The sequence below is a fragment of the Oceanicola sp. 502str15 genome (assembly GCF_024105635.1).
In the GTDB taxonomy this organism is placed as follows: Bacteria; Pseudomonadota; Alphaproteobacteria; order Rhodobacterales; family Rhodobacteraceae; genus Vannielia.
On sequence record NZ_WYDQ01000001.1, the window covers coordinates 4,138,485 to 4,159,666 of the forward strand.

Annotated in this window: 29 protein-coding genes; 11 read left to right on the top strand and 18 right to left on the bottom strand. The window is 67.0% G+C overall.

The window, feature by feature from the left end; genetic code table 11:
- Positions 1 to 23 precede the first annotated feature (23 nt).
- Positions 24 to 1,139: a hypothetical protein gene (locus GTH22_RS20385; protein WP_252947422.1), complete on the bottom strand. Its 1,116-nt coding sequence runs from the start codon at positions 1,137 to 1,139 to the stop codon at positions 24 to 26.
- Between the two features lie 363 nt (positions 1,140 to 1,502).
- Positions 1,503 to 2,318, bottom strand: coding sequence for a MauE/DoxX family redox-associated membrane protein (locus GTH22_RS20390; protein WP_371928376.1), 816 nt, complete (start codon positions 2,316 to 2,318; stop codon positions 1,503 to 1,505).
- A gap of 106 nt (positions 2,319 to 2,424) precedes the next feature.
- Here GTH22_RS20390 and pheS point away from each other — a divergent pair, with 106 nt between their 5' ends.
- Positions 2,425 to 3,495, top strand: a complete 1,071-nt coding sequence (pheS, locus tag GTH22_RS20395; protein ID WP_252947423.1) for a phenylalanine--tRNA ligase subunit alpha — start codon at positions 2,425 to 2,427, stop codon at positions 3,493 to 3,495.
- Positions 3,496 to 3,643: 148 nt separating this feature from the next.
- Here the strand turns inward: pheS and GTH22_RS20400 are convergent, their stop codons facing one another.
- The gene (locus GTH22_RS20400) at positions 3,644 to 3,835 is read right to left on the bottom strand and encodes a hypothetical protein (RefSeq protein ID WP_252947424.1); all 192 of its coding nucleotides are present in this window, start codon (positions 3,833 to 3,835) and stop codon (positions 3,644 to 3,646) included.
- 247 nt (positions 3,836 to 4,082) lie between these two features.
- A complete protein-coding gene (locus GTH22_RS20405) occupies positions 4,083 to 4,292 on the bottom strand; it encodes a hypothetical protein (RefSeq protein ID WP_252947425.1) in 210 nt (69 codons plus the stop codon).
- A gap of 210 nt (positions 4,293 to 4,502) precedes the next feature.
- Between GTH22_RS20405 and GTH22_RS20410 the strand changes: the two genes are divergently transcribed.
- From GTH22_RS20410 to GTH22_RS20420, 3 genes are all read left to right on the top strand, one after another.
- A complete protein-coding gene (locus GTH22_RS20410; RefSeq protein ID WP_252947426.1) occupies positions 4,503 to 4,784 on the top strand; it encodes a YrhK family protein in 282 nt (93 codons plus the stop codon).
- 78 nt (positions 4,785 to 4,862) lie between these two features.
- Positions 4,863 to 7,256 (top strand): phenylalanine--tRNA ligase subunit beta, encoded by a 2,394-nt coding sequence (gene pheT, locus GTH22_RS20415; RefSeq protein ID WP_252947428.1) that lies wholly within the window; start codon positions 4,863 to 4,865, stop codon positions 7,254 to 7,256.
- Between the two features lie 113 nt (positions 7,257 to 7,369).
- Entirely contained in the window at positions 7,370 to 7,861 is a 492-nt protein-coding gene (locus GTH22_RS20420; protein WP_252947430.1) for a hypothetical protein, read from the top strand.
- Between the two features lie 40 nt (positions 7,862 to 7,901).
- On the opposite strand, the gene GTH22_RS20425 is transcribed toward GTH22_RS20420, so the two are convergent.
- Positions 7,902 to 8,603: a glutathione S-transferase family protein gene (locus GTH22_RS20425; RefSeq protein WP_252947432.1), complete on the bottom strand. Its 702-nt coding sequence runs from the start codon at positions 8,601 to 8,603 to the stop codon at positions 7,902 to 7,904.
- 150 nt (positions 8,604 to 8,753) lie between these two features.
- Here GTH22_RS20425 and mscL point away from each other — a divergent pair, with 150 nt between their 5' ends.
- The gene (gene mscL / locus GTH22_RS20430) at positions 8,754 to 9,185 is read left to right on the top strand and encodes a large conductance mechanosensitive channel protein MscL (protein ID WP_252947434.1); all 432 of its coding nucleotides are present in this window, start codon (positions 8,754 to 8,756) and stop codon (positions 9,183 to 9,185) included.
- Between the two features lie 143 nt (positions 9,186 to 9,328).
- On the opposite strand, the gene GTH22_RS20435 is transcribed toward mscL, so the two are convergent.
- Positions 9,329 to 9,523 carry a DUF1127 domain-containing protein gene (locus tag GTH22_RS20435; protein ID WP_252947436.1) on the bottom strand — a complete coding sequence of 65 codons (195 nt, stop codon included), beginning with the start codon at positions 9,521 to 9,523 and terminating at the stop codon, positions 9,329 to 9,331.
- A 347-nt stretch (positions 9,524 to 9,870) separates the two neighbouring features.
- Between GTH22_RS20435 and ruvC the strand changes: the two genes are divergently transcribed.
- Genes ruvC through GTH22_RS20465 form a run of 6 tightly spaced genes read left to right on the top strand, consistent with a single transcriptional unit; the run spans position 9,871 to position 13,559 of the window.
- A complete protein-coding gene (gene ruvC, locus GTH22_RS20440; RefSeq protein ID WP_252947438.1) occupies positions 9,871 to 10,380 on the top strand; it encodes a crossover junction endodeoxyribonuclease RuvC in 510 nt (169 codons plus the stop codon).
- The gene (gene ruvA, locus GTH22_RS20445; RefSeq protein ID WP_252947440.1) at positions 10,377 to 11,045 is read left to right on the top strand and encodes a Holliday junction branch migration protein RuvA; all 669 of its coding nucleotides are present in this window, start codon (positions 10,377 to 10,379) and stop codon (positions 11,043 to 11,045) included. Before ruvC ends, ruvA begins: the two co-directional genes overlap by 4 nt.
- Before the next feature lies 1 nt (position 11,046).
- The gene (gene ruvB, locus GTH22_RS20450) at positions 11,047 to 12,069 is read left to right on the top strand and encodes a Holliday junction branch migration DNA helicase RuvB (RefSeq protein WP_252947441.1); all 1,023 of its coding nucleotides are present in this window, start codon (positions 11,047 to 11,049) and stop codon (positions 12,067 to 12,069) included.
- A 49-nt stretch (positions 12,070 to 12,118) separates the two neighbouring features.
- Positions 12,119 to 12,511 carry a hypothetical protein gene (locus GTH22_RS20455; RefSeq protein WP_252947443.1) on the top strand — a complete coding sequence of 131 codons (393 nt, stop codon included), beginning with the start codon at positions 12,119 to 12,121 and terminating at the stop codon, positions 12,509 to 12,511.
- A gap of 50 nt (positions 12,512 to 12,561) precedes the next feature.
- Positions 12,562 to 13,182: a hypothetical protein gene (locus GTH22_RS20460; RefSeq protein ID WP_252947444.1), complete on the top strand. Its 621-nt coding sequence runs from the start codon at positions 12,562 to 12,564 to the stop codon at positions 13,180 to 13,182.
- The gene (locus GTH22_RS20465) at positions 13,182 to 13,559 is read left to right on the top strand and encodes a YbgC/FadM family acyl-CoA thioesterase (RefSeq protein ID WP_252947447.1); all 378 of its coding nucleotides are present in this window, start codon (positions 13,182 to 13,184) and stop codon (positions 13,557 to 13,559) included. Before GTH22_RS20460 ends, GTH22_RS20465 begins: the two co-directional genes overlap by 1 nt.
- Positions 13,560 to 13,603: 44 nt before the next feature.
- On the opposite strand, the gene GTH22_RS20470 is transcribed toward GTH22_RS20465, so the two are convergent.
- The 12 genes from GTH22_RS20470 to rpsP all read right to left on the bottom strand — a co-directional run bounded on the left by GTH22_RS20470 (position 13,604) and on the right by rpsP (position 21,178).
- Positions 13,604 to 14,059, bottom strand: coding sequence for a hypothetical protein (locus GTH22_RS20470; protein WP_252947448.1), 456 nt, complete (start codon positions 14,057 to 14,059; stop codon positions 13,604 to 13,606).
- A gap of 47 nt (positions 14,060 to 14,106) precedes the next feature.
- On the bottom strand, positions 14,107 to 15,417 hold the full coding sequence (locus GTH22_RS22305; protein WP_252947449.1) for an ATP-binding protein: 1,311 nt from the start codon (positions 15,415 to 15,417) through the stop codon (positions 14,107 to 14,109).
- A gap of 380 nt (positions 15,418 to 15,797) precedes the next feature.
- Complete coding sequence (gene rpmE / locus GTH22_RS20480) at positions 15,798 to 16,019, bottom strand: 50S ribosomal protein L31 (RefSeq protein ID WP_252947450.1); 222 nt, start codon at positions 16,017 to 16,019, stop codon at positions 15,798 to 15,800.
- A gap of 11 nt (positions 16,020 to 16,030) precedes the next feature.
- Entirely contained in the window at positions 16,031 to 16,420 is a 390-nt protein-coding gene (rplS, locus tag GTH22_RS20485) for a 50S ribosomal protein L19 (RefSeq protein ID WP_252947451.1), read from the bottom strand.
- A 255-nt stretch (positions 16,421 to 16,675) separates the two neighbouring features.
- Complete coding sequence (locus GTH22_RS20490) at positions 16,676 to 16,870, bottom strand: hypothetical protein (RefSeq protein WP_252947452.1); 195 nt, start codon at positions 16,868 to 16,870, stop codon at positions 16,676 to 16,678.
- A gap of 156 nt (positions 16,871 to 17,026) precedes the next feature.
- A complete protein-coding gene (gene trmD, locus GTH22_RS20495; protein WP_252947453.1) occupies positions 17,027 to 17,848 on the bottom strand; it encodes a tRNA (guanosine(37)-N1)-methyltransferase TrmD in 822 nt (273 codons plus the stop codon).
- Entirely contained in the window at positions 17,845 to 18,279 is a 435-nt protein-coding gene (locus tag GTH22_RS20500; RefSeq protein ID WP_252947454.1) for a VOC family protein, read from the bottom strand. The genes trmD and GTH22_RS20500 overlap by 4 nt, the downstream gene beginning before the upstream one ends.
- Positions 18,272 to 19,171 carry a hypothetical protein gene (locus tag GTH22_RS20505; RefSeq protein ID WP_252947455.1) on the bottom strand — a complete coding sequence of 300 codons (900 nt, stop codon included), beginning with the start codon at positions 19,169 to 19,171 and terminating at the stop codon, positions 18,272 to 18,274. The genes GTH22_RS20500 and GTH22_RS20505 overlap by 8 nt, the downstream gene beginning before the upstream one ends.
- Before the next feature lie 4 nt (positions 19,172 to 19,175).
- Positions 19,176 to 19,691, bottom strand: coding sequence for a ribosome maturation factor RimM (rimM, locus tag GTH22_RS20510; RefSeq protein WP_252947456.1), 516 nt, complete (start codon positions 19,689 to 19,691; stop codon positions 19,176 to 19,178).
- Positions 19,688 to 19,831: a hypothetical protein gene (locus GTH22_RS20515; protein ID WP_252947457.1), complete on the bottom strand. Its 144-nt coding sequence runs from the start codon at positions 19,829 to 19,831 to the stop codon at positions 19,688 to 19,690. The genes rimM and GTH22_RS20515 overlap by 4 nt, the downstream gene beginning before the upstream one ends.
- A 116-nt stretch (positions 19,832 to 19,947) precedes the next feature.
- The gene (locus tag GTH22_RS20520; RefSeq protein WP_252947458.1) at positions 19,948 to 20,742 is read right to left on the bottom strand and encodes a hypothetical protein; all 795 of its coding nucleotides are present in this window, start codon (positions 20,740 to 20,742) and stop codon (positions 19,948 to 19,950) included.
- 7 nt (positions 20,743 to 20,749) lie between these two features.
- Positions 20,750 to 21,178 (bottom strand): 30S ribosomal protein S16, encoded by a 429-nt coding sequence (gene rpsP, locus GTH22_RS20525; RefSeq protein WP_252947459.1) that lies wholly within the window; start codon positions 21,176 to 21,178, stop codon positions 20,750 to 20,752.
- Positions 21,179 to 21,182 lie beyond the last annotated feature (4 nt).

The window sequence follows — 21,182 nt, forward strand, 5'->3', positions numbered from 1 at the left end:
TGTTTGCGCTGTGAGGTGCGGTGTCAGTCGGCCTGTGCCAGCGACATCTCGGCTTCTTCGACGATGAACTGAACCCGGCGGTCGACCACGTCGTAATGCGGGCAGAAATCGGGGTGGCTTTCGCCGGTCAGGTGGGACTTGGCCGAGAACCCCTCGGTCCGTCCCACGAGGCGGCTGAAATGTGCCAGCGTGTTCTCTGCGCGGGCGAGGGCGATGCGGGTGTTGAGCTTGTAGTTGCCCGAGGGGTCGGCGAAGCCCTCGATGGTGATCCGTGCCTGCGGACAGTCGGCGGCCTTGCGGGCGAGGATGAGGGCGATGGCGCGGCCGCGGGAGTCGAGCTCGGTGGAGCCGGGCTCGAAGTGGATCTGGGCGCGATGGGCCATGGCCTTGATCTCGTTGGTGCATTTGGAGAGGCTGGGGTCGGGGGCCATCATCTCCATCATGCCGTGGTCATCGCCGTGGCTGTCATGGCCTTCTCCGGCCAGTGCGGCGTGTTCTTCGCCCTGCGTCTCGTCATGTGCCGCGTCATGGGCATCGGCCTGGGCTGCCAGCGACATCACGAGGTCGATCTGCTGCTCGAGGTCGAGAATGGCATCGTCCTGCGGCTCTGTGGGCAGCTCGACCGAGGCGCTGGCGGCGACCAGTTCTGCCAGCTTGTCCTCGGTGGTGGGCGCCTGGTTGGCGGGGTTCATGCTGGACCAGGTGATGTTGGGCTGCACCTGTGCCAGCGCATCCTCGACGGGGAGGAGAAGCGGGGCACCGTCCTGCTCGGGCTGCGCGGTGGCGGCGACCTCGGGGGCAGGCTCTGCCGGGGCCTCGGGCGCGAGGGTGAGCTCGAGACCACGGGTGGGTGCGAGGGCGGCGAGGTCGGTCTTTTCCGGGGCCGGGGTGGCGGGAGCGGGAGCCTCGGTTGCGGCGCGCAGGGCGGTAGGGCTCACGAGCGGCTGGGGGGCGGTGCGGGCCTCGAGTGCGGCGACTGCGGCGGCCAGCTCGTCGAGCGCCGAAATGGAGGCTTCGGACTTGCCGGAGAACCCACCCATCGAGTTTGCCACCATGACCGCGACGACCGCCAAGGCCGCGCTGCCGGCAGGCACGGCCACCCGGCTCAAAACGGTCGGATTCTTACCAAACTTGCTCATCGTTACCCCCAGGGACCTTTCACAACAATATCGCGGGCACCGCAATATTCCGTGGCAGCGGAATTATGTGCCTACAACATCTAGTAAGTTTACCATGGCGTTTGGGGGAGGTCTAACCCAGCGTCAAGGGGAGCGGATATTTAACCGGGGATAACTTTTGGCGGGCTGAGCCGGGCGGTGGCCTGACGGGGCGCCACCTGCGGGATTAATCCTTTGCGGGCAGGGCCTTCGGCTGCGACCTTGAGGTGTGGGCAGGGGCCGCGCGGCTTGTGGAGAAAAAGCGGCTCCTGAAGCCCTCGCAGGGCCCGATCGGGAGGGTCGCGGGGGAGGCGCCGGAGAATCGCCAAACCGGGGGGTGAGTGGCTATCCGGCGATGCCTATCAGGGGTTGTAGGATCATCCAGAGGCCGACGCAGAACATCATCACGTTCTCGGTCAGCGACACCGCCCCGAGCGGCACGTTGGAGCCGCCGCCCATGCAGGCGCACTTCAGATCGCGCTTGTCGATGTAGACCGCCTTGATGACGGAAACCGCGCCGATGCCGCCGATGACGATGGCGATGGGGGCCGCCGCCCATGTGGCGATGCCCGCGAGCATGAGCACGCCGGCGGCGCCTTCGAGGAAGGGGTAGGCATAGGCGTATTCGACCCGGCGCCGGGCGAGCAGGTCGTAGCCGAGGAACATGGTGGAAAAGCTCTCGACGTCGCGGAGCTTTTGCAGGGCGAGCAGGCACATGGCAGCGGCGATGGTATAGACCAGCGCCGCGCCGGTGAGGGCGCCGTGGTGGAGCCACGAGATGGCGAGGCCCATGGCGGCGGCCATGCCGAAGGTGGCGATGACGGGCTGATAGGTTTTCTCGTCCTCGCCGCGGAGCGGGATGCCGAAGAACGCGTGTAGGTCGTCGTAGCCGCCGATCCGCTCGGAGCCGATCCAGGTTTGCGGGGTGGTCTCGACCCCGTGCTCGGCCATGAAGGCGTCGGTTTCGCGGCGGGTGGTGAGGAGGTGATCTTCGACCTCGTAGCCCCAGCGCTCGAGCATGGCCTTGGATTTCAGGCCGAAGGGACAGAGGTGATCGGGGGTGGCCATCCGGTAGAGCCGAGCCTTGCCCTTGGTGCGCGTGTCGGGCTGGTGGCGGGTGTGGTCGGGGGAGAGGGCGGTCTGGCTGGCTTGGGCGTGCATCGTCGGTCCTTTCAGCAAACCAACGTGGGCCGAGCGGCGATGGTTCCCGGCTTGCACGTGAGGGCGCGGGGGAGTAGCAAGCGGCGGACCAAAGGAGGCCCCGCTGATGGACGAGCTGCGCGGAAAATACATTGAGGCGATTGCCGGAGCCACCGACGAGGCGGCGCTGGAAGAGCTGCGCCTGTCGGCCGTGGGCAAGAAGGGCGAGGTTTCGCTGAAGATGCGCGAGCTGGGCAAGATGACCCCGGAAGAGCGCCAGGTGGCCGGTCCCGCGCTGAACGCGCTGAAGGACGAGATCAACGCCGCGCTGGCCGCCCGCAAGGCGGCGCTGGGCGATGCGGCGCTGGACGAGCGGCTGAAGGCGGAGTGGCTGGACGTGACGCTGCCGAGCCGGCCGCGCCGTCAGGGCACGATCCACCCGGTGAGCCAGGTGACGGAAGAGGTCACGGCGATCTTTGCCGACATGGGCTTTGCCGTGGCCGAGGGCCCGCAGATCGAGACCGACTGGTACAACTTCGATGCGCTGAACATCCCCGGCCACCACCCGGCACGGGCCGAGATGGACACCTTCTACATGGCGCGGGAAGAGGGCGACAACCGCCCCCCTCACGTGCTGCGCACTCACACCAGCCCGGTGCAGATCCGTTCGCTGGAAGCCGGCGGCGCGCCGACGCGGATCATCTGCCCGGGGCGGGTTTATCGCGCCGATTACGACCAGACCCATACGCCGATGTTCCATCAGGTCGAGGGGCTGGCGATTGACCGCGACATCTCGATGGCGAACCTGAAGTGGGTGCTGGAGGAGTTCTTCACGGCCTACTTCGGGACCAACGTGAAGACCCGCTTCCGCGCCAGCCACTTCCCCTTCACCGAGCCTTCGGCGGAGGTGGACATTCAGTGCAGCTTCGAGGGCGGCACCGTGAAGGTGGGCGAGGGCGACGACTGGCTGGAGGTTCTGGGGAGCGGGATGGTGCACCCGGATGTGCTGCGGGCGGGCAAGATCGACCCGAACGAATGGCAGGGCTTTGCTTTCGGCATGGGGATCGACCGGATCGCGATGCTGAAATACGGCATCCCCGACCTGCGCGCCTTCTTCGAGAGCGACCTGCGCTGGCTGCGGCACTACGGCTTTGCGGCGCTTGACGTGCCGACGCTGCACGCGGGCGTGTCGCGGTAAGGGGATTGGTGGGTTTCACCCACCCTACCGGCGGAGCGGGCGGGTCGATTGGTGGGTTGCCCCCACCCAGCGGACAGCAAAGAGGGCGCGGCGATATCCAGCCCCCTGGAACACCGCCACGCCCGCGCTTTTGCCCCCACCCGAAGCCTCAGTCGGGCAGATAACCCTTCACGAATGTCACCGACCCCTGGTCGATCACGTCCATGATGGTTCCACGCGCCAGGCTGATCGCCTTGGCGTCGAGGACCGGCACGGCCAGAAGGGCCGCGACGGTGAGTGTCAGCACAACGAGCACGGGGAAACGTGCACCGCCTGCTGCGGTCTTGAGATAGGTTTGCATCTGCTCGTCCTTGCACTGTCCGCGTGCCGGTTTTCCGGCTTGCACGGGTCTCTTTGCGCTCCCTTTCCGGGATGTCGCAGGGTCAGTTAGCCGGCGAAATGGGGCGGGATCAGGGCAAGTTTTAGGTAAAATTTCGGAAACAAAGCCGGGTGGAATGGCGGGATTGTTTCGGGATTGAAAAGTGCCCGCCCCGCTCCGAGGCCGGAAACGAGGGAAATCGGCCTTGGAGCGGGGCGGGGAGGCACGCCTAGTTGGTGGCGGCTTCTTCCTTGCTGGCCGCGCCTTCGGGGCGCAGGCCGGGGATGAGGTCGGCCACCGGCGTATTCCACAGACGCGCCGGGTTCATCCGGCAGAGTGCGCGGTTGAGCTCGATGTTGTCGGTGAGCTGGCGGCAGGAGTTGGCTCCCGAACCGTCGGGGCCGTTTGACACGAACCCGAGCCCGATGATCACGAGCACAGCAATAGCAAGTGGGCGGAGAAAACCTCCGAGGGAGTCGAGAACGGACGACAGCATTGGAACCCCCAAATATCCGTCAGTAGAATCGGCCCCCACCGGTTCATGCCCGTGATAGGGCGCAAATGTGGCGAAATTTTGGCAAACGGGGCAGGTTTGTGTCGAAGGCGGCGGGCCGATAAGGGGGGCAAGCGCCAGAAAGGGAGACCGGGGATGAAGCTGTTTCGCCATGAGAACCGCGAAAGAAACCACCACACGCGGCGCGTCTACGCGCTTTACGAGCTGGCCTATACGGCGGTCGATTTCGGGGCGGCGATCTGCTTTCTGGTCGGGTCGGTGCTGTTTTTCTGGCCCTCGGTGGAGACCCCGGCGATCTGGCTGTTCACTGTGGGCTCAGTGCTGTTTCTGGCCAAGCCCGCGATCCGGCTGGCGCGCGAGATCAAGCTGCTGCGAATGGGCGAATATGAAACCCTGGCCGAGCGGATCGAGCGCTGAGGCGGGCCATGGCGCCGCGCCCTTTCCCCGCTCGGGCCGATGCGCTAAACCGCGCCCGACACCCAAGAGGACGACCCGATGAAATTCACCCTGAGCTGGCTCAAGGAGCACCTGGAAACGGATGCGAGCCTTGATAGCATTCTCGATGCGCTGACGGACCTCGGCCTTGAGGTGGAGGGGGTCGAAGACCCCGCCGCGAAGCTCGGGGCCTTTACCATCGGCAAGGTGCTTGCCGCCGAGAAGCACCCCGACGCCGACCGGCTTAAGGTGTGCCGCGTGGCGACTGACGAGGGCGAGAAGCAGATCATTTGCGGTGCGCCCAATGCGCGGGAGGGGATCACCGTGGTGGTGGCCAAGCCGGGCACCTATGTGCCGGGGATCGACACCACGATTCAGGTCGGCAAGATCCGGGGCATCGAGAGCCACGGGATGATGGCCTCCGAGCGCGAGATGGAGCTGAGCGACGAGCACGACGGGATCATCGAGCTGGAGAGCGGGGAGGTGGGCGAGAAGTTCACCGACTGGCTTGCTGCCAACCGCCCCGAGGCGGTGGACCCGGTGATCGAGATCGCGATCACGCCCAACCGCCCCGATGCGCTGGGCGTGCACGGCATTGCCCGCGACCTCGCCGCGCGGGGGCTGGGCACGCTGAAGCCGCTGAAGCAGCACAGGATCGAGGGCAAGTTCGCCAGCCCGGTGAACGTGACCATTTCGCCCGAGGCGGCGGACGGCTGCCACGTGTTTCAGGGCCGCTACATCCGCGGCGTCAAGAACGGCCCCAGCCCGGCATGGTTGCAAAAGAGGCTGCGGGCCATCGGCCTGCGCCCGATTTCGGCGCTGGTGGATATCACCAACTTCTTCACCTTCGACCGCAACCGCCCGCTCCATGTGTTTGACGGCGGCAAGGCGCAGGGCGACCTGCTGATCCACCGCGCCAAGGGCGGCGAGGAGTTGCTGGCGCTGGATGGCAAGACCTATGCCATGCCCGAGGGCGCGCTGGTGTTTTCCGACGACAAGGGCGTGGAAAGCATTGGCGGGATCATGGGCGGCGAGGAGTCGGGCTGCACCGAGGAGACGGTGGATGTGATCGTGGAGGCGGCCTATTGGGATTTCGTCCAGATCGCGCTGACCGGGCGGGCGCTGAAGGTGAACTCCGACGCGCGCTATCGCAACGAGCGCGGGATTGATCCGGGCTACAACCGGCAGGCGGTGGATGATGCCACGGCGATGATCCTCGAGCTGTGCGGCGGTGAGCCCTCCGAGCTGATCGAAGCCGGGCAGGTGCCGGATGTGAGCCGGGCCTACAAGCTCGATGCCGCGCGGTGCTCGTCGCTGGTGGGCATGGACATTTCGGAAGCCACGCAGCGGGCCTCGCTTGAGGCGCTGGGCTTCGTGATGGACGGCGACATGGCGCAGGTGCCGAGCTGGCGGCCCGACGTGAAGGGCGAGGCCGATCTGGTGGAAGAGGTGGCCCGCATTGCCTCGCTCACCGGCCTTGTCGGCAAGCCGATGGCCCGCGTGGCCCCCGGTGTGCCCAAGCCGATCCTGACCGAGAGCCAGCAGCGCGAGCGTGCGGCGCGGCGCACGATTGCGGCGCTGGGCTACAACGAATGCGTGACCTACAGCTTCATCGACGAGGCGACGGCCAAGCTGTTCAACGGCGGCGATGCGGCCAGCCGGCTGGAGAACCCGATTTCGTCGGAGATGAGCCATATGCGGCCCGCGCTCCTGCCCGGTCTGTTGCAGGCCGCGGCCCGCAACCAGGCACGGGGTTTCTCCGACATGGCGCTGTTCGAGGTGGGCGCGGCCTTTCACGGCGGGGAGCCGGGCGAGCAGCACATGCTGGCCACTGGCCTTCTGGTCGGGGCGACCGGCCCGCGTGACAGCTTTGGCGCCCGCCGCGATGTGGATGTCTATGACGCCAAGGCCGATTGCGAGGCGGTCCTGGCGGCGCTGGGTGCGCCTGAGCGTGTGCAGTTCCGCCGCGAGGCGAGCGACTGGTGGCACCCGGGCCGCTCTTCGGTGATGGCGCTGGGCAAGAATGTTCTGGCGGTCTTCGGCGAGATCCACCCGCGCATCCTGCGGGAGATGGACGTGAAGGGCCCGGCCGTGGGCTTCACCATCTGGCCCGAGGCGGTGCCGGCGAAGAAGGCCAAGGGCGCGTCGCGCGGGGCGGTCGTGCTGGCCGATCTTCAGGCCGTCGAGCGCGACTTTGCCTTCGTCGTCGACGAGGGCGTGGCCGCGATGGACCTGATGAATGCCGCTCGCGGGGCGGACAAGGCGCTGATCGAGGATGTCCGGCTGTTCGACCAGTTCATCGGCGGTTCGCTGGGGGAGGGCAAGAAGAGCCTTGCCATCACCGTGCGGCTCCAGCCGAGCGAGCAGACGCTGACCGACGACGATATTGCCGGGGTTTCGGCCAAGGTGGTCGAGAAGGTGAGCAAGGCCACGGGCGGGGTGCTGCGCGGCTGATCGCGCGGCCCCCGGGCGCGGCTTTTGGGGTGCCCGAAAAAAGATGCCGATTGCATGGAACCGAGGGGCCGTGCCAAGCGTTTGAAACCTGATTGGTTTCAAGGAGGCCCTTTATGGCCCGATTATCGGCTGCGGCGCTCAGCATCGCCCTTCTGGCGTCACCCGTCACGGCCTGCGATATTTCATTGCCCCTTTCGGAGGGGATGTTCCGCGATCTCGATGCGCCACTCGACCAGTTGACGGGCTTGCCTGCCGACGCGGGGGCCTTCGAATATCTGGACGAACATTACCTCGACACCATCCACCTGACCCATGACGGCAAGACCTATCCGTGGACGGCCAAGAACACGGCGAGCACCTGCGCCCGCTCGGGCGGGGCCGGGCGGAGTTGCCGGATGGTGGTGGATACAGAAACGCGGTTTGGCAAGATCACCCTGACGCAGGAAGCCTCGGGCGGGCGCACGCAGTATCGGTATCGGCTTCTGATGGTGGAGGGGCGGCGGCATGTGCGGCTGTTTCCGCGCCCGGCCGTGACCCGCCTCGCGGCGGCCTGCAACCTGATGAAATCGGTCGACAGCTTCCGCCGGACGTGGATGCACCGCTAGGCGGCCCATCCACGCATCTGGTGTTGCGGCGTTGCGGGCTTCAGCCCTCGCGCGGCGGAACGTTGAGGCCGGCCTGCACGGCGGGCCGGGCCTTGAAGCGCTCGATATAGGCCGTGACGTTCCTGAGGTCGGGCAGGCCGACGAGATCTTCGGCGCCGTAGAACTCCAGCCCCATGAGCCAGGGCACGATGGCCATGTCGGCGATGGAATAGTCGCCCGCGACCCAGTCCTTGCCCTCGAGCGCACCGTCGAGCACGCCGAGCAGGCGCTTTGCTTCGTTGATGAAACGCTCGCGGGGGCGGGGGTCTTCGATCTCGGAGCCGGCGAACTTCACGAAGTAGCCGAGCTGTCCCAGCATCGGACCGAGGCCGCCCATCTGCCACATCAGCCACTGGTTGACGATGTGCTTGCCGGTGCCGGGGGCGCCATAGAACTTGCCGGTCTTTTCAGCGAGATAGATCAGGATCGCCCCGCTCTCCCAAAGCGCCAGCGGCTCGCCGCCGGGGCCGTCGGGATCAATGATGGCGGGGATCTTGTTGTTGGGGTTCAGGCTGAGGAATTCGGGGCTTTTCACGTCCTTGTCGGAGACGGTGACGCGGTGTGCCTCGTAGGGCAGGCCCATCTCCTCCAGCGCGATGCCGATCTTGCGGCCGTTGGGCGTGGGGAAGGAGAAGAGTTGCAGCTTGGAGGAGTCTTCCACCGGCCAGCGTTTGGTGACGAGGAAGTCGGAGAGGTCTGTCATGTCTTGGTCCCTGAGTTATGGCTTTTTGGCTACGTAGCGTCAGTGGCCCGGAAAAAAAGCTGAAAAATCAGTCGAAATTGTTTACAAGCCCGCCAGCCTCAGGTGGGGCATAACAAGTGCGCACGAACAGTTGCGAGAGGGACCAAGAACATGATGAAAGAATTCAAGGACTTCATTGCCAAGGGCAATGTGATGGACATGGCGGTGGGTATCATTATCGGTGCCGCGTTTACCGCGATTGTCAGCTCGATGGTGGCCGACCTTATCAACCCGATCATCGGTCTTTTCACCGGCGGTCTGGACTTTACCAACAACTACGTCGTGCTGAGCGGCGAGGTGGCCGAGGGCACCTCGCTGGAAGCGGCGCGTGAGGGTGGTGCGAACGTGTTTGCCTGGGGCTCCTTCGCAATGGCCGTGATCAACTTCCTGATCATCGCCTTCGTGGTCTTCATGCTGGTGCGCTACGTCAACAAGGTGAAGTCGCTGGCCGAGAAGCCCGAGGAAGTGGCGCCGGAAGTTGAAACCGGCCCCTCCGAGCTGGACGTTCTGCTCGAGATCCGGGACTCGCTGAAGAAGGCCTGACCGGGCTGGAATATGTGGAAAAGGGCGCTCTGCGGGGCGCCCTTTTTTGTGGGCCAAGGCCGGGGAGGGCGAACAAAAAAGGGGGCGACACCCTGCGGTGCCGCCCCTGAAGTTTTGTCATTTCTGACAGGGAGAGTTCGTGTTCAGAGCGCCTCGACGTCGCCCCGGCACAGGCCGATATCGTCCAGCTCACGGTCGGTGAGCTTGGAGAGGGCCTTGCGGGTGACGCGGCGGTCGTTCCACTCGGCGATAATGCCGGTGGGACGGGTCAGGAAACGGGTGATCTTGCCGGCGAGAGTGCTGCCGGTGGCGCGAGCGGTCGGGTCAAAGTAGGCCATCGGAAACTCCATCGTGGCACGGATAACTGGGGGCACGACGTTTCACTTTCGCCGCGCTGTGAGGCTCAGTTAGAGGTCTGCTGTTTAAAAAACAAGCAGAGTGAAAACATGTCCGCCATGCGCTTTGTGCATGGCTTCTCGGGGCCGTTTGAGCCTTGTTTAAAAGGGGGTTAACGGCTCTGCTCGTTGGGCGAAAAGCGACACTTTGGCGGCCCGAAATGTCGGAAATGAACCGGGAAGCGCGCAATGTGACGGCAGTATGAAAACTTTTCGCGCTTGGGACTGTTCACGTTTCGTGCTAGCTCTTTCAAAAGCGTCGCGAAATGCGGGCATTCGAGAGGGCGAGCATGAGGATAATCGGGGTCGATCCGGGCCTGCGCAACCTGGGCTGGGGCGTGATCGAGGCCGAGGGCAGCCGGATGGTGCATGTGGCCAACGGGATTTGCCGCAGTGATTCTGCCCTGCCGCTTGCGCTGCGCCTGCAATCCATCTTTCGGGGCCTCAGCGATGTGATCGCTCAATATGCCCCCGAGGCGGCGGCCATCGAGGAAACCTTCGTGAACCGCGACGGGCAGGGCACGCTCAAGCTGGGGCAGGCCCGCGGCGTGGCGCTGCTGGTGCTGGCCGAGGCCGGGCTGGCCCCGGGAGAATATGCGCCGAACACGGTGAAGAAGGCTGTGGTCGGCACAGGGCACGCCGCCAAGGGGCAGATCGCCCATATGGTCGCGCACTACTTTCCCGGCGCGAAGGTTGCGGGCGCGGATGCCGCCGATGCGCTGGCGATTGCCATCTGCCATTCGCACCATTCCGGGCCGGGGGCGGCGAAGCTGGCCGCGGCGCTGAGGGCGGCGGGATGATCGGGCGGATCGCCGGACGGCTGGATTACCGCGCCTCCGATCATGTGCTGATCGACGTGCGCGGGGTGGGCTACCTTGTTTATGTGTCCGAGCGGACGCTGGCCTCGCTGCCCGGACCGGGCGAGGCGGTGGCGCTCTATACCGACCTGCTGGTGCGCGAGGACAACCTGCAACTCTTCGGCTTTCCGACCCTGCTGGAAAAGGAATGGCACCGGCTACTGACCTCGGTGCAGGGGGTTGGAGCGAAGGTGTCGCTGGCGATCCTCGGCACGCTGGGGCCTGAGGGTGTGGGCCGGGCGATTACGCTGGGGGATGCGGCGGCGGTGAAATCGGCGCCGGGCGTGGGGCCGAAACTGGCGGCGCGGGTGGTGAACGAGCTGAAGGAAAAGGCCGCGGGCGTAATGGCGATGGGCAGCTTTGGAGGCGGCGCGCTCACGCCGGAGCCGTTGGAGGTGGTGGAGGCCGATGCGGCTCCTGCTGCCGGCGCGGCCGCCTCGGCGCCCGTGGCGGGTGGCCGGGCAGAAGCGCAGGCCGATGCGCTCTCGGCGCTGGTCAACCTTGGCTACGGTCAGGGCGAGGCCGCGCAGGCGGTGGCGCAGGCGGAGGGCGAGGGGGCGAACGACCTTATCCGCGCGGCGCTGAAGCTGCTGGCGCCGAAGGGCTGAGATGGCAGAGCCGGACCCCACCCTGCGCCCCGAGCCGCGTGAAGAGGATGCCGCCTCGGGCGCGTTGCGCCCCGAAACGCTGGATGACTTCACCGGGCAGGCGGAGGCGCGGGCCAACCTCAAGGTGTTCATCGAGAGCGCGCGGCGGCGCGGGCAGGCGATGGACCACACGCTGTTTCACGGCCCCCCCGGCCTTGGCAAGACCACGCTGGCGCAGATCATGGCGAAGGAGCTGGGCGTCGGCTTTCGGATGACCTCGGGGCCGGTGCTGGCGCGGGCGGGCGATTTGGCCGCGATCCTCACCAATCTCGAGCCGCGGGATGTACTTTTTATCGACGAAATCCACCGGATGAACCCGGTTGTGGAGGAGGTGCTCTACCCGGCGATGGAGGATTTTGCGCTGGATCTGGTGATCGGGGAGGGGCCGGCGGCGCGCTCTGTGCGGATCGAGCTGGAGCCGTTCACACTGGTGGGGGCGACCACGCGGCTCGGGCTGCTGCAGACCCCGCTGCGCGACCGTTTCGGCATTCCGACGCGGCTGAATTTCTACACCGTGGACGAGCTGCACAGCATCACCATGCGCGGGGCGGGTCTGCTGAAGATCGCCTGCGACGAGCAGGGCGCGCGCGAAATTGCGGCCCGGTCGCGGGGCACGCCGCGCATTGCCGGGCGGCTGCTGCGGCGGGTGGTGGATTTTGCGCTGGTCGAGGGCGACGGGCGGATCACCAAGGCGATTGCCGATGGCGCGCTGACCCGCCTCGGGGTGGATAGACTGGGGCTCGACGGGGCCGACCGGCGCTACCTGAGCCTGATTGCCGAGGCCTACCAAGGCGGGCCGGTGGGGGTGGAAACCCTTTCAGCGGCGCTCAGCGAAAGCCGGGATGCGATTGAAGAGGTGATCGAACCCTACCTGCTGCAACAGGGGCTGATCCAGCGCACCCCGCGCGGGCGGATGCTGGCGCAGCGGGCCTGGGCGCATCTGGGCATGGCTCCGCCGATCACGCCGGGTGACCTCTTCGAGTGAGGAACCCGTCGGGCGCGCTGACGTTGAGCGGGTCTGAAGGGAGACTTCCATGCGTGATACCATTCTTGCCACCGCCGCCCTGCTGGGCCTTGCCGCCTGCGTGCCCGAAACCGGCGCCGAGCCTGCGCCCGGCACCATTCCTGCCAGCCTTCAGGGCCAATGGGGCCTGACCGCGCTGGATTGCGAGGGCGGTGCGGCCGCGAAGGGACTGATGACGGTGGGGGCGACCACCGTGAGCTTTTACGAGAGCCGCGCCACGCTGGGCGAGGTGCAGGAGCGGGATTCCAGCCGGATCCGCGCCACCTTCAGCTTCAGCGGCGAGGGGCAGACTTGGACCTCGGACATGATCCTCGACGGGCAGGATGGCGGCGAAACGCTGATCCGCCGGACCTATGGCAATACCGACCTGCCGGGGCCGCTCAAATACACCCGCTGCGGCTGAGGCCTGCCGCCCGACTTGCCGCGCCTGCCGCTCTTTGGCAAAAGCGGGCCATGAGCCCTGACGATATTGCCCGCCTCTTTACCCGCGCCGACGGGAGCTACCATTTTGCCCGCTGGCAGCGCCCCATCGTGCCGATCGTCTTCGGCGTGGAAGAGGAGACGCTGGCGGTGGTCAAGGGCGCCTGCGAGGCGCTGGTGGCCATGGCGGGCCACAAGATGGCCGAGATGGACCACGAGCAGGGGGCGAACCTTTTCTTCTTTTTCTTCCGCGAGTGGGAGGAGCTGCTGGCCGTGCCCGACCTTGGCGGCATGATCCCGGACCTCGAGGCGCTGGTGGCGCGGCTGGAGGAGGCGGAGGCCTCGTCCTACCGGGCGCTGCGGTTCGAGAAGGAGGGGGCGATCCGGGCCGGGTTTGTGTTTGTGCGGATGGATGCGGCGAACCGGGCGCAATCGGCGGAGGCCCTTGCCCTGAGCCAGATGGTGCGGGTGATGCTCGATTGGGGCGAGACGGCCTTTGCAGGGGCCTCGCCGCTGGCGCTGGCCGGCGGGGAGGCGGTGCTTCGGCCCGAGATCGCGGCGGTGATCCAGGCGGGCTACGACCCAGTGATGCCGGCGGTCGCCCATGATGCGAGCCATGCGCTGCGGCTGGCGGCGCGGGTGGGGGCCACGTGATGGGGCATCTGTTTGAGACCGAGGTTTTCTACGAAGACACCGACCTTTCGGGCTTCGTCTACCACGCCAACTACCTGAAATTCATCGAGCGCGCCCGCTCGGCCTGGGTGGCCGGGCTGGGGGTGGATCAGAATGCCATGCGCGAGGCCGGGCTGGTCTTTGCGGTGCGCAGGATCGAGGCGGATTTTCTGGCGCCCGCCCGAATGGGCGACCGGCTGTCGGTGGAGACCGGGGTGGCGAGCCGCACGGCGGCGCGGTTGGTGCTGGCGCAGCGGGTTCTGCGGGCGGGCGCGGTGCTGTTCGAGGCGCAGGTGACGCTGGTGGCCATGGGCACGGGCGGGCGGCCAGTGCGGCTGCCGGAGGCGCTGCGCGGTTAGGTTCGCTTTTCGGGTGGCGGGACAAGTCCCGCCCTACGTCGGCCTCAGCTGATCGGCGCCGGGGGCTGGCAGCGGATGTGGAGATGGGTGCAGCGGGGCGGCGACCAGTCGGTGCGGTCCCAGCAATAGGCCTCTCCCCCGTCGATCAGGCGCAGGATCCAGACCACGGGAGAGCCCTCGTCGGTGCGGCGCTGCTCGTCGTGCAGGTACATGGTGATCGAGCTCTCGTCGCTTTCTATCACGTCATAGACGCCCTGTTGGTCGGTTTCGCCGAGGTAGTTGGTCATCGGGCTATACCAGTCGAACCATGACAGGCTGCGCTCTTCGTTGAAGGCGATGGTGTGGGGGTTCTCGTCGCAGCGCATGGTGTCGACATCGGGGAAGGCCCAGCGGTTGGCGGCGAGGTGCGCGAAGATGTCGGCGGGAAGAGTGGGCTCGGCCTGCTGGGCGGCGACGGGCAGGGCGAGGGCGGTGAGAAGGAGGGGCAGGGCGAGGCGCATGGGAGCGAGCCTAGCGGTGCGCGTGGCCCTTGCAAGGGAAAGGCGGATCAGACGGCTGCCTGCTGCGCGGCCTCGGGGGGCACCTGCTCGGCGGTGGGGATGGGCAGCTGGCTCGCCGCGGCGAGGCCCATTTCCGGGGTTGGCTCCTGCGTGGGCAGGTAGAGGGTGAAGCGGCTGCCCTTGCCGGGCAGCGATTCGGCATGGGCCCGGCCGCCGCAACTGCGGGCAAACCCGTCGACCATGGCGAGGCCGAGCCCGTTGCCGCTTCCCTCGGGCTTGGTTGAGAAGAAGGGGTCGAAGACCTTGGTGATCATCTCCCGGGGGATGCCCGCGCCGTTGTCGGAGACGGAGAGGGCGACGTAATCGGAATGGTGCAGGAAATTGGGGCGCTGCTCGGTCGGGGTGAGGCGGTGGGCCTCGAAGAGCAGTGCACCGCCGTCGGGCATGGCGTCGCGTGCGTTGATGGCGAGGTTCAGGATCGCGGCCTGGAGGTTGGTTTCATCGGCGAGAACGGGCGGCAGGCCGGGTTCGGTGGTGGCGGTCAGGCCGATGCTTTCGGGCAGAACCCGGCGCACGAGGCGTTCGGCCGCGTAGAGCGCCTCGGCGGCGTCGATGGGCTGGGGCTCGACCACCGAGCCGCGCCCGAGGGCCATGAGCTGCCGGGTGAGGGCGGCGCCGCGCCAGCAGGCGGTGAGGGCCTCGGTGGCGCAGGCATCGCGGGCGGCCTTGTCGTCGGAGAGCTGCATCAGCTCGAGGTTGCCCTGCACCACGCTGAGGAGATTGTTGAAGTCGTGCGACAGGCCGCCCGCAAGGGTGCCGATGGCCTCCATCTTCTGGGCCTGGAAGAACTGCCGCTCGGTTTCCAGCAGCTTGCGGTGGGCGAGATTGGCCTCGTACACGGCGACGAGGAAGTAGAGAATGATCAGGATGGCGAGGACCAGCGAGGTGTGGAAGAGGACCCCGCCATGCACGCCCTCCCAGCTGCCTGCGGCGATGACCAGAAAGGCGACGCCGAGGGGCACCATGTAGGCCGCCGAGATCTGCCAGAGCCGGGCGCGCACGAGGAAGACGTTGAGCACGCCGCCCACCATCAGCACCATGGCGCCGAACTTGGTGGCCGGGTCGGCCAGCAGCCAGAGGTAGGTGGGCAGGGCGGCGTAGGCGGTTGCGACCAGCGCGTTGAGGCCGACGAGAAGAGCGAAGAAGCCGCGGGAGCTGGCGGCAGACCACATCGCCAGCACGCCCTTTTCGAGCGCGACGGCCCCGTAGTAGGCGGCGAGCCACCACGGCAGGAAGTGAAGATCGAGGAACAGGGTGCCCGCGGCGGTGCCGACCAGCATCAGGCTGATCCGGGCCACAAATTCCGGGCTACGCACACGTTCTGCCCGGCGCAACACGGCGACGCGTGCGCTATAGTTACTCGTTTTCGTCATACAATCCGTGGGCGTCGCGCGTCTCTCAGACCAGCAATTCGGAGGCGTCGCACGCGGCCCATTCCGTTAACCCTGTGAACCAAGTTACAGGGGCGGATTGAAAATTACAATCCAAAGGCGATGCGGGCATTTAAATTTTCTTTTCTTAGTAAATTTGGCAACTAAATTTACGCCCCGATCCGGTGCGATCAGCCACCGCGTGCGGGGTGCTGGCAGCGGGGCGCTTCAGCCGGTGCAAACCCCCGGTCTGAAAACGAAAAACGCCGCCCGAAGGGGCGGCGTTGATCTCGCGGTTGAAGGCAGGCTCAGAAGCCGAGGCCCTCGTACTTTTTCTTGAACTTCGACACGCGGCCGCCGGTGTCCATCAGGCGGGTGTTGCCGCCGGTCCAGGCCGGGTGAACCGAGGGGTCGATGTCGAGCGACAGCGTGTCGCCCTCGGCGCCCCAGGTCGATTTCATCTGCACGACGTCGCCGTTGGTCAGCTTCACGTCGATGATGTGATATTCGGGATGCAGGTCTTTTTTCATGTCTCTGCTCCTTACGCGTCGGCGTCAGCGCCGCCGAGCGGCTTGTAGTTGGTGACTTCCGCGATACGGGCAGATTTGCCGCGGCGCGAGCGGAGGTAGTAGAGCTTGGCGCGGCGAACGCGACCACGACGCACCACTTCGATGGTGTCGATGTTGGTCGAGTGCAGCGGGAACACCCGCTCGACGCCCTCGCCGAAGGAAATCTTGCGCACGGTGAACGAGCCGGCAATGCTTCCGCCGTTCTTGCGGGAAATGCACACGCCTTCGTAGTTCTGAACGCGGGTACGGGTGCCCTCGGTCACCTTGTAGCCGACGCGAATGGTGTCGCCAGCCTTGAAATCGGGAATGCTCTTCCCGAGGGAGGCAACCTGTTCGGCCTCCAGTTCAGCGATCAGGTCCATCTGATCCACTCCTATCTTTGCCCGTGGTATGCCACGGAGGTTTGGCGTGTCTCAGAGCTTCGGGTTTTATGCCGGGTCCGCCGATTTGCGCCCGCCGAAGGGTTCAGCCACTGTTCCTTGGTGTGCGTCCGGCGGAGCTGGTGCCACGGCCAGACGGTCCGGGGACGATTCCGCCCGCAGACCGGCGCTGTTTAGGGCGTTGGGCCCTTTCGATCAAGGGGTTTCTTGGCGCCGTGGGGTGACGGGTGGCGAGGGCTAGTCCTTATCGGCGGAGAAGCTCTTCCACCATGTCGGGCTCAGCAGCTCGGGGCGCAGGGCTACCAGCAGGATAAGCACCAGCGGCACGCCGAGAAGGGGCGTGGTGAGGACGAGCAGCACCAACAGCAATGCGGTCGGGACGATGAGCATGATCTTGGTGCCAAGCGGCAGGTTGGCGAGGGTGTGTTTCAAGGTATTCAGCAGTCTTCCGGTTCATTTCGGAGCCCTGCCTAGGCGCGAATCCGGGCGGCAGGGTGGCAAGGGTTGGGCGGCCTGTGCACGGGATGGAAACGCTGTGTTCGGGCGCCGGAGAAACCGCCGGGTCGGGGGTGGGGTGGGCCACGTGCCCTATGGCTTCTCGCGCCTCGCCCAGAGGTCGGGGCGGCGGGCGGCGGTGAGCTTTTCGCTCATCTCGCGACGCCAGGCCTCGATGCGCCCGTGGTGCCCCGAAAGCAGCACCTCGGGAATGTCGCGCCCGCGCCAGCTTGCCGGTTTGGTATATTGCGGATGTTCAAGCAAGCCGTTGGAATGGCTCTCTTCTTCGGTGCTGGCCTCGTTGCCGAGCACGCCGGGCAGCAGCCGCACCGTGGCATCGAGCATGGCTTGGGCCGCGATCTCGCCGCCGGTGAGCACGAAATCCCCGAGCGAAACCTCCTCGATCTCGAAGGCCTCCAGCACCCGCTCGTCGACGCCCTCGAAGCGCCCGCAGAGGAGGGTGAGCCCGCGCCCGGAGGCGAGGCGGCGGGCCATGGCCTGATCGAAGGGCCTGCCGCGCGGGGAGGCATAGAGCACGGGCCATTCGGCGCGGTCCGGGGTGCCCTGCGCGGCCTCTTCCAGCGCCTCTGCAACCACATCGGCGCGCAGCACCATGCCCGCGCCACCGCCGGCGGGCGTGTCATCTACATTGCGGTGGCGGCCCTTGCCGTAGGCGCGCAGCGGCAGGGTTTCGAGCGCCCATTTGCCCTCGTCCAGCGCCCGCCCGGTGAGCGAGTGGCCGAGCACGCCGGGGAAGGCCTCGGGGAAGAGGGTGACGATCTTGGCGGTCCAGGCGCTGGCGAGGCGGGGGGCATCGCTCATCAGGTCGCGTGGCGCGCGGCAGGCCGAGATGGAGAGGCGGCCATGGGACTTGGCGCCGTGGGATTTGGAAGGGGCCTTGGGGGTGTCGCTCATTCCACGATCCTGCCTGTTGTCGGGCGCTCGTCCCGGGTGCCGAGAGATGAGGCGAAGCGCAGAAGGTAGCCATCGGGGTCGGCCACCACGAATTGCGACTGCCCATGCCAGCGGGCGCCGTCGCGATACCATGCTTCCTCCAGCGAGCGAAAGAGCGGCACGTCGCGCTCGGCGAGGTAGCCGGCGAGGCGGGGGGCGTTTTCGATGGTGATCTGCAGGTGCATCCCGCGGCCCAGCGGCGGCTCGGGGGGCTCGGATGTCCAGCTCCAGGGGCCGAGCTGTTCCAGCATCAGCGCGTTGCCCTCCTTGGAGAGGTGAAAGAAGCCTTGGGAGGGGCGCGAATAGTCGACCTTGAAGCCGAGCCGCTCGGTATAGAAACGGACCGAAGCGGCAATGTCGGTGCAGCCGAATTCGGGGGTGAGGCTAGACATCGGCGCTGCGCTCCAGCGCGATCATCGCCTTGCCCAGCCCGGCCAGCTCCTCGCCGAGCGCGGGATTGGCGGGCTCGATGGCGAGCGCCACGCGGATGATCTCGCCGCTCTCGGGCATGTCGCGCCAGGCATGGGGATCGTCGTGGATGATGCGGATGGTGGCCCCTGCGAAACGGTCGAGCGCGGGGTGGTCATCGGCTTCGACAAACTGCGCCCAGGCGAGGGCAAGCTGGCGATGGCCGGTGCACAGGTCGATGGCGTCGTCGTTCACGGCGGCCCAGTGCAGCGCCGCATGGTCACGCGGGCAGGGGGTGTTGCGGGCGCGGGCGAGGGCGGCGTCGAAGAGGGCGCCGGGCGAGGCCTGATCGGTGAGGGGCAGCACGACTGCGGCGACGGGCTCGGGGCCGGCATCGGGGGGCAGCGCGTCGAGCGCGGCATTCATCCGGTCGGCGGCCTCGTCATCCAGCGTGGTGCTGGGCACCTCGCTGTCGAGCCGGCCGAGTTCTTCGGCCATGGTTTCGAGCTGCTCGGTGGCGTCGTCGATCAGGGCGCCCATCTCGCGGGTCAGGCGCGGCGGCCAGACAAGACGGGCGAGGGCGGTGGCCCCGAGCCCGAGGGCGAGCCAGGGCCAGGCGGGCAGGGTGGTGGCAAAGCCGGTGAGGGCACGCAGGCCCCAGCCCGCCGAGACCAGCACGATCGCGAGCCCGGCCACCACCGCCAGCGAGGCGAGGGCGAGCAGCGGCTGGGGCGGGATCCGCTCCATGGCGAGATTGAACAGCGCGAAGAGCACCGCGAAGCCCGCCACTGCCAACCACCCGGCGCCATAGAGCCCGGCCGTGACGGGGGCGACATAGAGCGCGGCGATGGCGAGCCAGAACAGGCGCAGGCGCATGGGGTCAGCTTTCGTCGGGCGGGTCGGCCACGATGCGGCCCGCGGCAAGATCGACCGTGGGCACGGCGGCGCGGGTGAAGGGCAGGTAGAAGCTGTCGCTGCTGCCGGTGCGGCGGATTTCCAGCAGGTCGCCGGCGCCGTGATCGTGCACGGCCTGAACCTTGCCCAGCTCGGCGCCGCCCGCATCGGTCACGGTCAGGCCGATGAGATCGTTGTGGTAGAACTCGTCGTCGGGCAGGGCGGGCAGGCGCTCGCGCGGGACGTAGAGCCGGGTGCCCTTGAGCGCGTCGGCCTGCTCCTTGGTGGCAATGCCGCTGACCCGTGCCCCGAGGGCACCCTTGAGCGGGCGGGTGAGGGTGACGGTGAACTGCCGCTTGCCGTCTTCGGTGGAAAGCGGGCCATAGTCGGCGATATCGGAGGGCTCGGCGCAGAAGCTCTTCAGTCGGACCTCGCCCTGCACCCCGAACGCCCCGCCGATCGCGCCGACGCAGATCATCTCACCTTCCGTTGCCGTGCTCATCGCCCGTCTCCCGCGCAGAGGTGGCCGCCATACGTGCCGCCCGCCGCATCACAGGCATCGACCGCCAACTGCCAATGGGCGGCATAGCCGAAAGCGAAGGCGGCGAGAGGGATGAGGAGCTTGCGCAGGAGCCAGAACATGACGGGGGTGTTAGTGGATTCGGGCGGGGTGGGGCAATGGGGAAGAGGCGGTGGGGGGCAGGGGGGCGCCTTGGAGGCGGTGCACTTCAGCGTTCCGGGGCGCTTCGGCCCGGCGGCTATCGGCCGAGCAGCCTGTCCTTGGCGGCCCGGAGCGCGTCGTCGTCCATGTCGGAGCGGTTCAGCTCGAGGAGGGCGTCCAGCACGGCCGGGTCGCGGTGCGGGTTCATGTGACGGGCGGCGTCGAGCCTGTCGCGCCGGGCGGCGGGCACCTGCATGAGATCGAGGAGCGGGGTGGCCGGGCCGAAGGGGAGATCGGCCATCTCTTCCAGCCAGGCGGTCTGGACCGGGCTGCGCAGGCAGGATTGGGTGGCCTCGATGATCGGCGCGAAATTGGCTGCCGCGGGGTTGGCGGCGGCGAAGGAGTCGAAATCGAGGGTCATCCGGGAGCTCTTCACGTGCTCGCCCCAGGCGCTCTTCATCCAGGCCGCGGGTGCGCGCAGCGAGAAGAAAAAGGTGATGTCGGCCACGGGGAATCGCGCCAGCAGGCAGTCTTCGATGACCTGGGCGATTTCGGGCACGGCGGAATAGTCGGGCAGCCCGGCCCGGCCCGCCATGTGGCCGGCCAGCTCCTCGGAGGACAGCAGCAGGTCGCGTTTGCGGCCGAGGTCGAGGCCGGCGAGATAGTCCGTCAGCCGCAAGCGCAGCTTTTCGAGGGAGAGAAAGTCGCGCCAGGTGGAGAAGGCGCGGGTCGCAAAGAGAACGGGCTCCAGCTGTTGCCGGAGCCCGAGAGCCATGAGGGGCCAGAGGTGCTTGCCGTTTGAGCGCAGAAAACTCTGGGCAGAGGTCGTCCCGGTCTTGTGGAAGCCCATGTGGACGACCACGCGCACCGGGCGATCCAGCGCCTCGGCCATAGCGCGATTACTCGGCTTTTTCTTCGGCAGCGGCCTCTTCGGCGGGCGCTTCTTCTGCGGCGGGCTCTTCAGCCGGAGCGGCAGCGGCCTCGGCGGCAGCGGCGGCCTTGGCGGCTTTCTCTTCGGCGCGCTCTTCAGCGGCCTTGCCCGGCTTGCCCTTGTTGGGGTTGCTGCGCTCTTTCTTTTCCAGCACGCCGGCGGCTTCGAGCATACGGCTGATGCGGTCGGTCGGCTGGGCGCCCTGGTCGAGCCAGAACTGCACGCGCTCCATGTTCATTTTCACGCGGTCTTCGCTGTCCTTGGGGAGCAGCGGGTTGTAGGTGCCGAGCTTCTCCTTGAAGCGGCCGTCGCGGGGCATCCGGCTGTCGGCGGCGACGATGGAGTAGAACGGGCGCTTCTTGGAGCCGCCGCGTGCGAGACGAATTTTCATGGCCATTGTG

Excerpts from the sequence above, each read along its gene's own strand:
- GTH22_RS20385 (WP_252947422.1), bottom strand. The coding sequence starts at position 1,139 with ATGAGCAAGTTTGGTAAGAATCCGACCGTTTTGAGCCGGGTGGCCGTG.
- GTH22_RS20390 (WP_371928376.1), bottom strand. The coding sequence starts at position 2,318 with ATGCACGCCCAAGCCAGCCAGACCGCCCTCTCCCCCGACCACACCCGC.
- pheS (WP_252947423.1), top strand. The coding sequence starts at position 2,425 with ATGGACGAGCTGCGCGGAAAATACATTGAGGCGATTGCCGGAGCCACC.
- GTH22_RS20400 (WP_252947424.1), bottom strand. The coding sequence starts at position 3,835 with ATGCAAACCTATCTCAAGACCGCAGCAGGCGGTGCACGTTTCCCCGTG.
- GTH22_RS20410 (WP_252947426.1), top strand. The coding sequence starts at position 4,503 with ATGAAGCTGTTTCGCCATGAGAACCGCGAAAGAAACCACCACACGCGG.
- pheT (WP_252947428.1), top strand. The coding sequence starts at position 4,863 with ATGAAATTCACCCTGAGCTGGCTCAAGGAGCACCTGGAAACGGATGCG.
- GTH22_RS20420 (WP_252947430.1), top strand. The coding sequence starts at position 7,370 with ATGGCCCGATTATCGGCTGCGGCGCTCAGCATCGCCCTTCTGGCGTCA.
- GTH22_RS20425 (WP_252947432.1), bottom strand. The coding sequence starts at position 8,603 with ATGACAGACCTCTCCGACTTCCTCGTCACCAAACGCTGGCCGGTGGAA.
- mscL (WP_252947434.1), top strand. The coding sequence starts at position 8,754 with ATGATGAAAGAATTCAAGGACTTCATTGCCAAGGGCAATGTGATGGAC.
- GTH22_RS20435 (WP_252947436.1), bottom strand. The coding sequence starts at position 9,523 with ATGGCCTACTTTGACCCGACCGCTCGCGCCACCGGCAGCACTCTCGCC.
- ruvC (WP_252947438.1), top strand. The coding sequence starts at position 9,871 with ATGAGGATAATCGGGGTCGATCCGGGCCTGCGCAACCTGGGCTGGGGC.
- ruvA (WP_252947440.1), top strand. The coding sequence starts at position 10,377 with ATGATCGGGCGGATCGCCGGACGGCTGGATTACCGCGCCTCCGATCAT.
- ruvB (WP_252947441.1), top strand. The coding sequence starts at position 11,047 with ATGGCAGAGCCGGACCCCACCCTGCGCCCCGAGCCGCGTGAAGAGGAT.
- GTH22_RS20455 (WP_252947443.1), top strand. The coding sequence starts at position 12,119 with ATGCGTGATACCATTCTTGCCACCGCCGCCCTGCTGGGCCTTGCCGCC.
- GTH22_RS20460 (WP_252947444.1), top strand. The coding sequence starts at position 12,562 with ATGAGCCCTGACGATATTGCCCGCCTCTTTACCCGCGCCGACGGGAGC.
- GTH22_RS20465 (WP_252947447.1), top strand. The coding sequence starts at position 13,182 with ATGGGGCATCTGTTTGAGACCGAGGTTTTCTACGAAGACACCGACCTT.
- GTH22_RS20470 (WP_252947448.1), bottom strand. The coding sequence starts at position 14,059 with ATGCGCCTCGCCCTGCCCCTCCTTCTCACCGCCCTCGCCCTGCCCGTC.
- rpmE (WP_252947450.1), bottom strand. The coding sequence starts at position 16,019 with ATGAAAAAAGACCTGCATCCCGAATATCACATCATCGACGTGAAGCTG.
- rplS (WP_252947451.1), bottom strand. The coding sequence starts at position 16,420 with ATGGACCTGATCGCTGAACTGGAGGCCGAACAGGTTGCCTCCCTCGGG.
- trmD (WP_252947453.1), bottom strand. The coding sequence starts at position 17,848 with ATGAGCGACACCCCCAAGGCCCCTTCCAAATCCCACGGCGCCAAGTCC.
- GTH22_RS20500 (WP_252947454.1), bottom strand. The coding sequence starts at position 18,279 with ATGTCTAGCCTCACCCCCGAATTCGGCTGCACCGACATTGCCGCTTCG.
- GTH22_RS20505 (WP_252947455.1), bottom strand. The coding sequence starts at position 19,171 with ATGCGCCTGCGCCTGTTCTGGCTCGCCATCGCCGCGCTCTATGTCGCC.
- rimM (WP_252947456.1), bottom strand. The coding sequence starts at position 19,691 with ATGAGCACGGCAACGGAAGGTGAGATGATCTGCGTCGGCGCGATCGGC.
- GTH22_RS20515 (WP_252947457.1), bottom strand. The coding sequence starts at position 19,831 with ATGTTCTGGCTCCTGCGCAAGCTCCTCATCCCTCTCGCCGCCTTCGCT.
- GTH22_RS20520 (WP_252947458.1), bottom strand. The coding sequence starts at position 20,742 with ATGGCCGAGGCGCTGGATCGCCCGGTGCGCGTGGTCGTCCACATGGGC.
- rpsP (WP_252947459.1), bottom strand. The coding sequence starts at position 21,178 with ATGGCCATGAAAATTCGTCTCGCACGCGGCGGCTCCAAGAAGCGCCCG.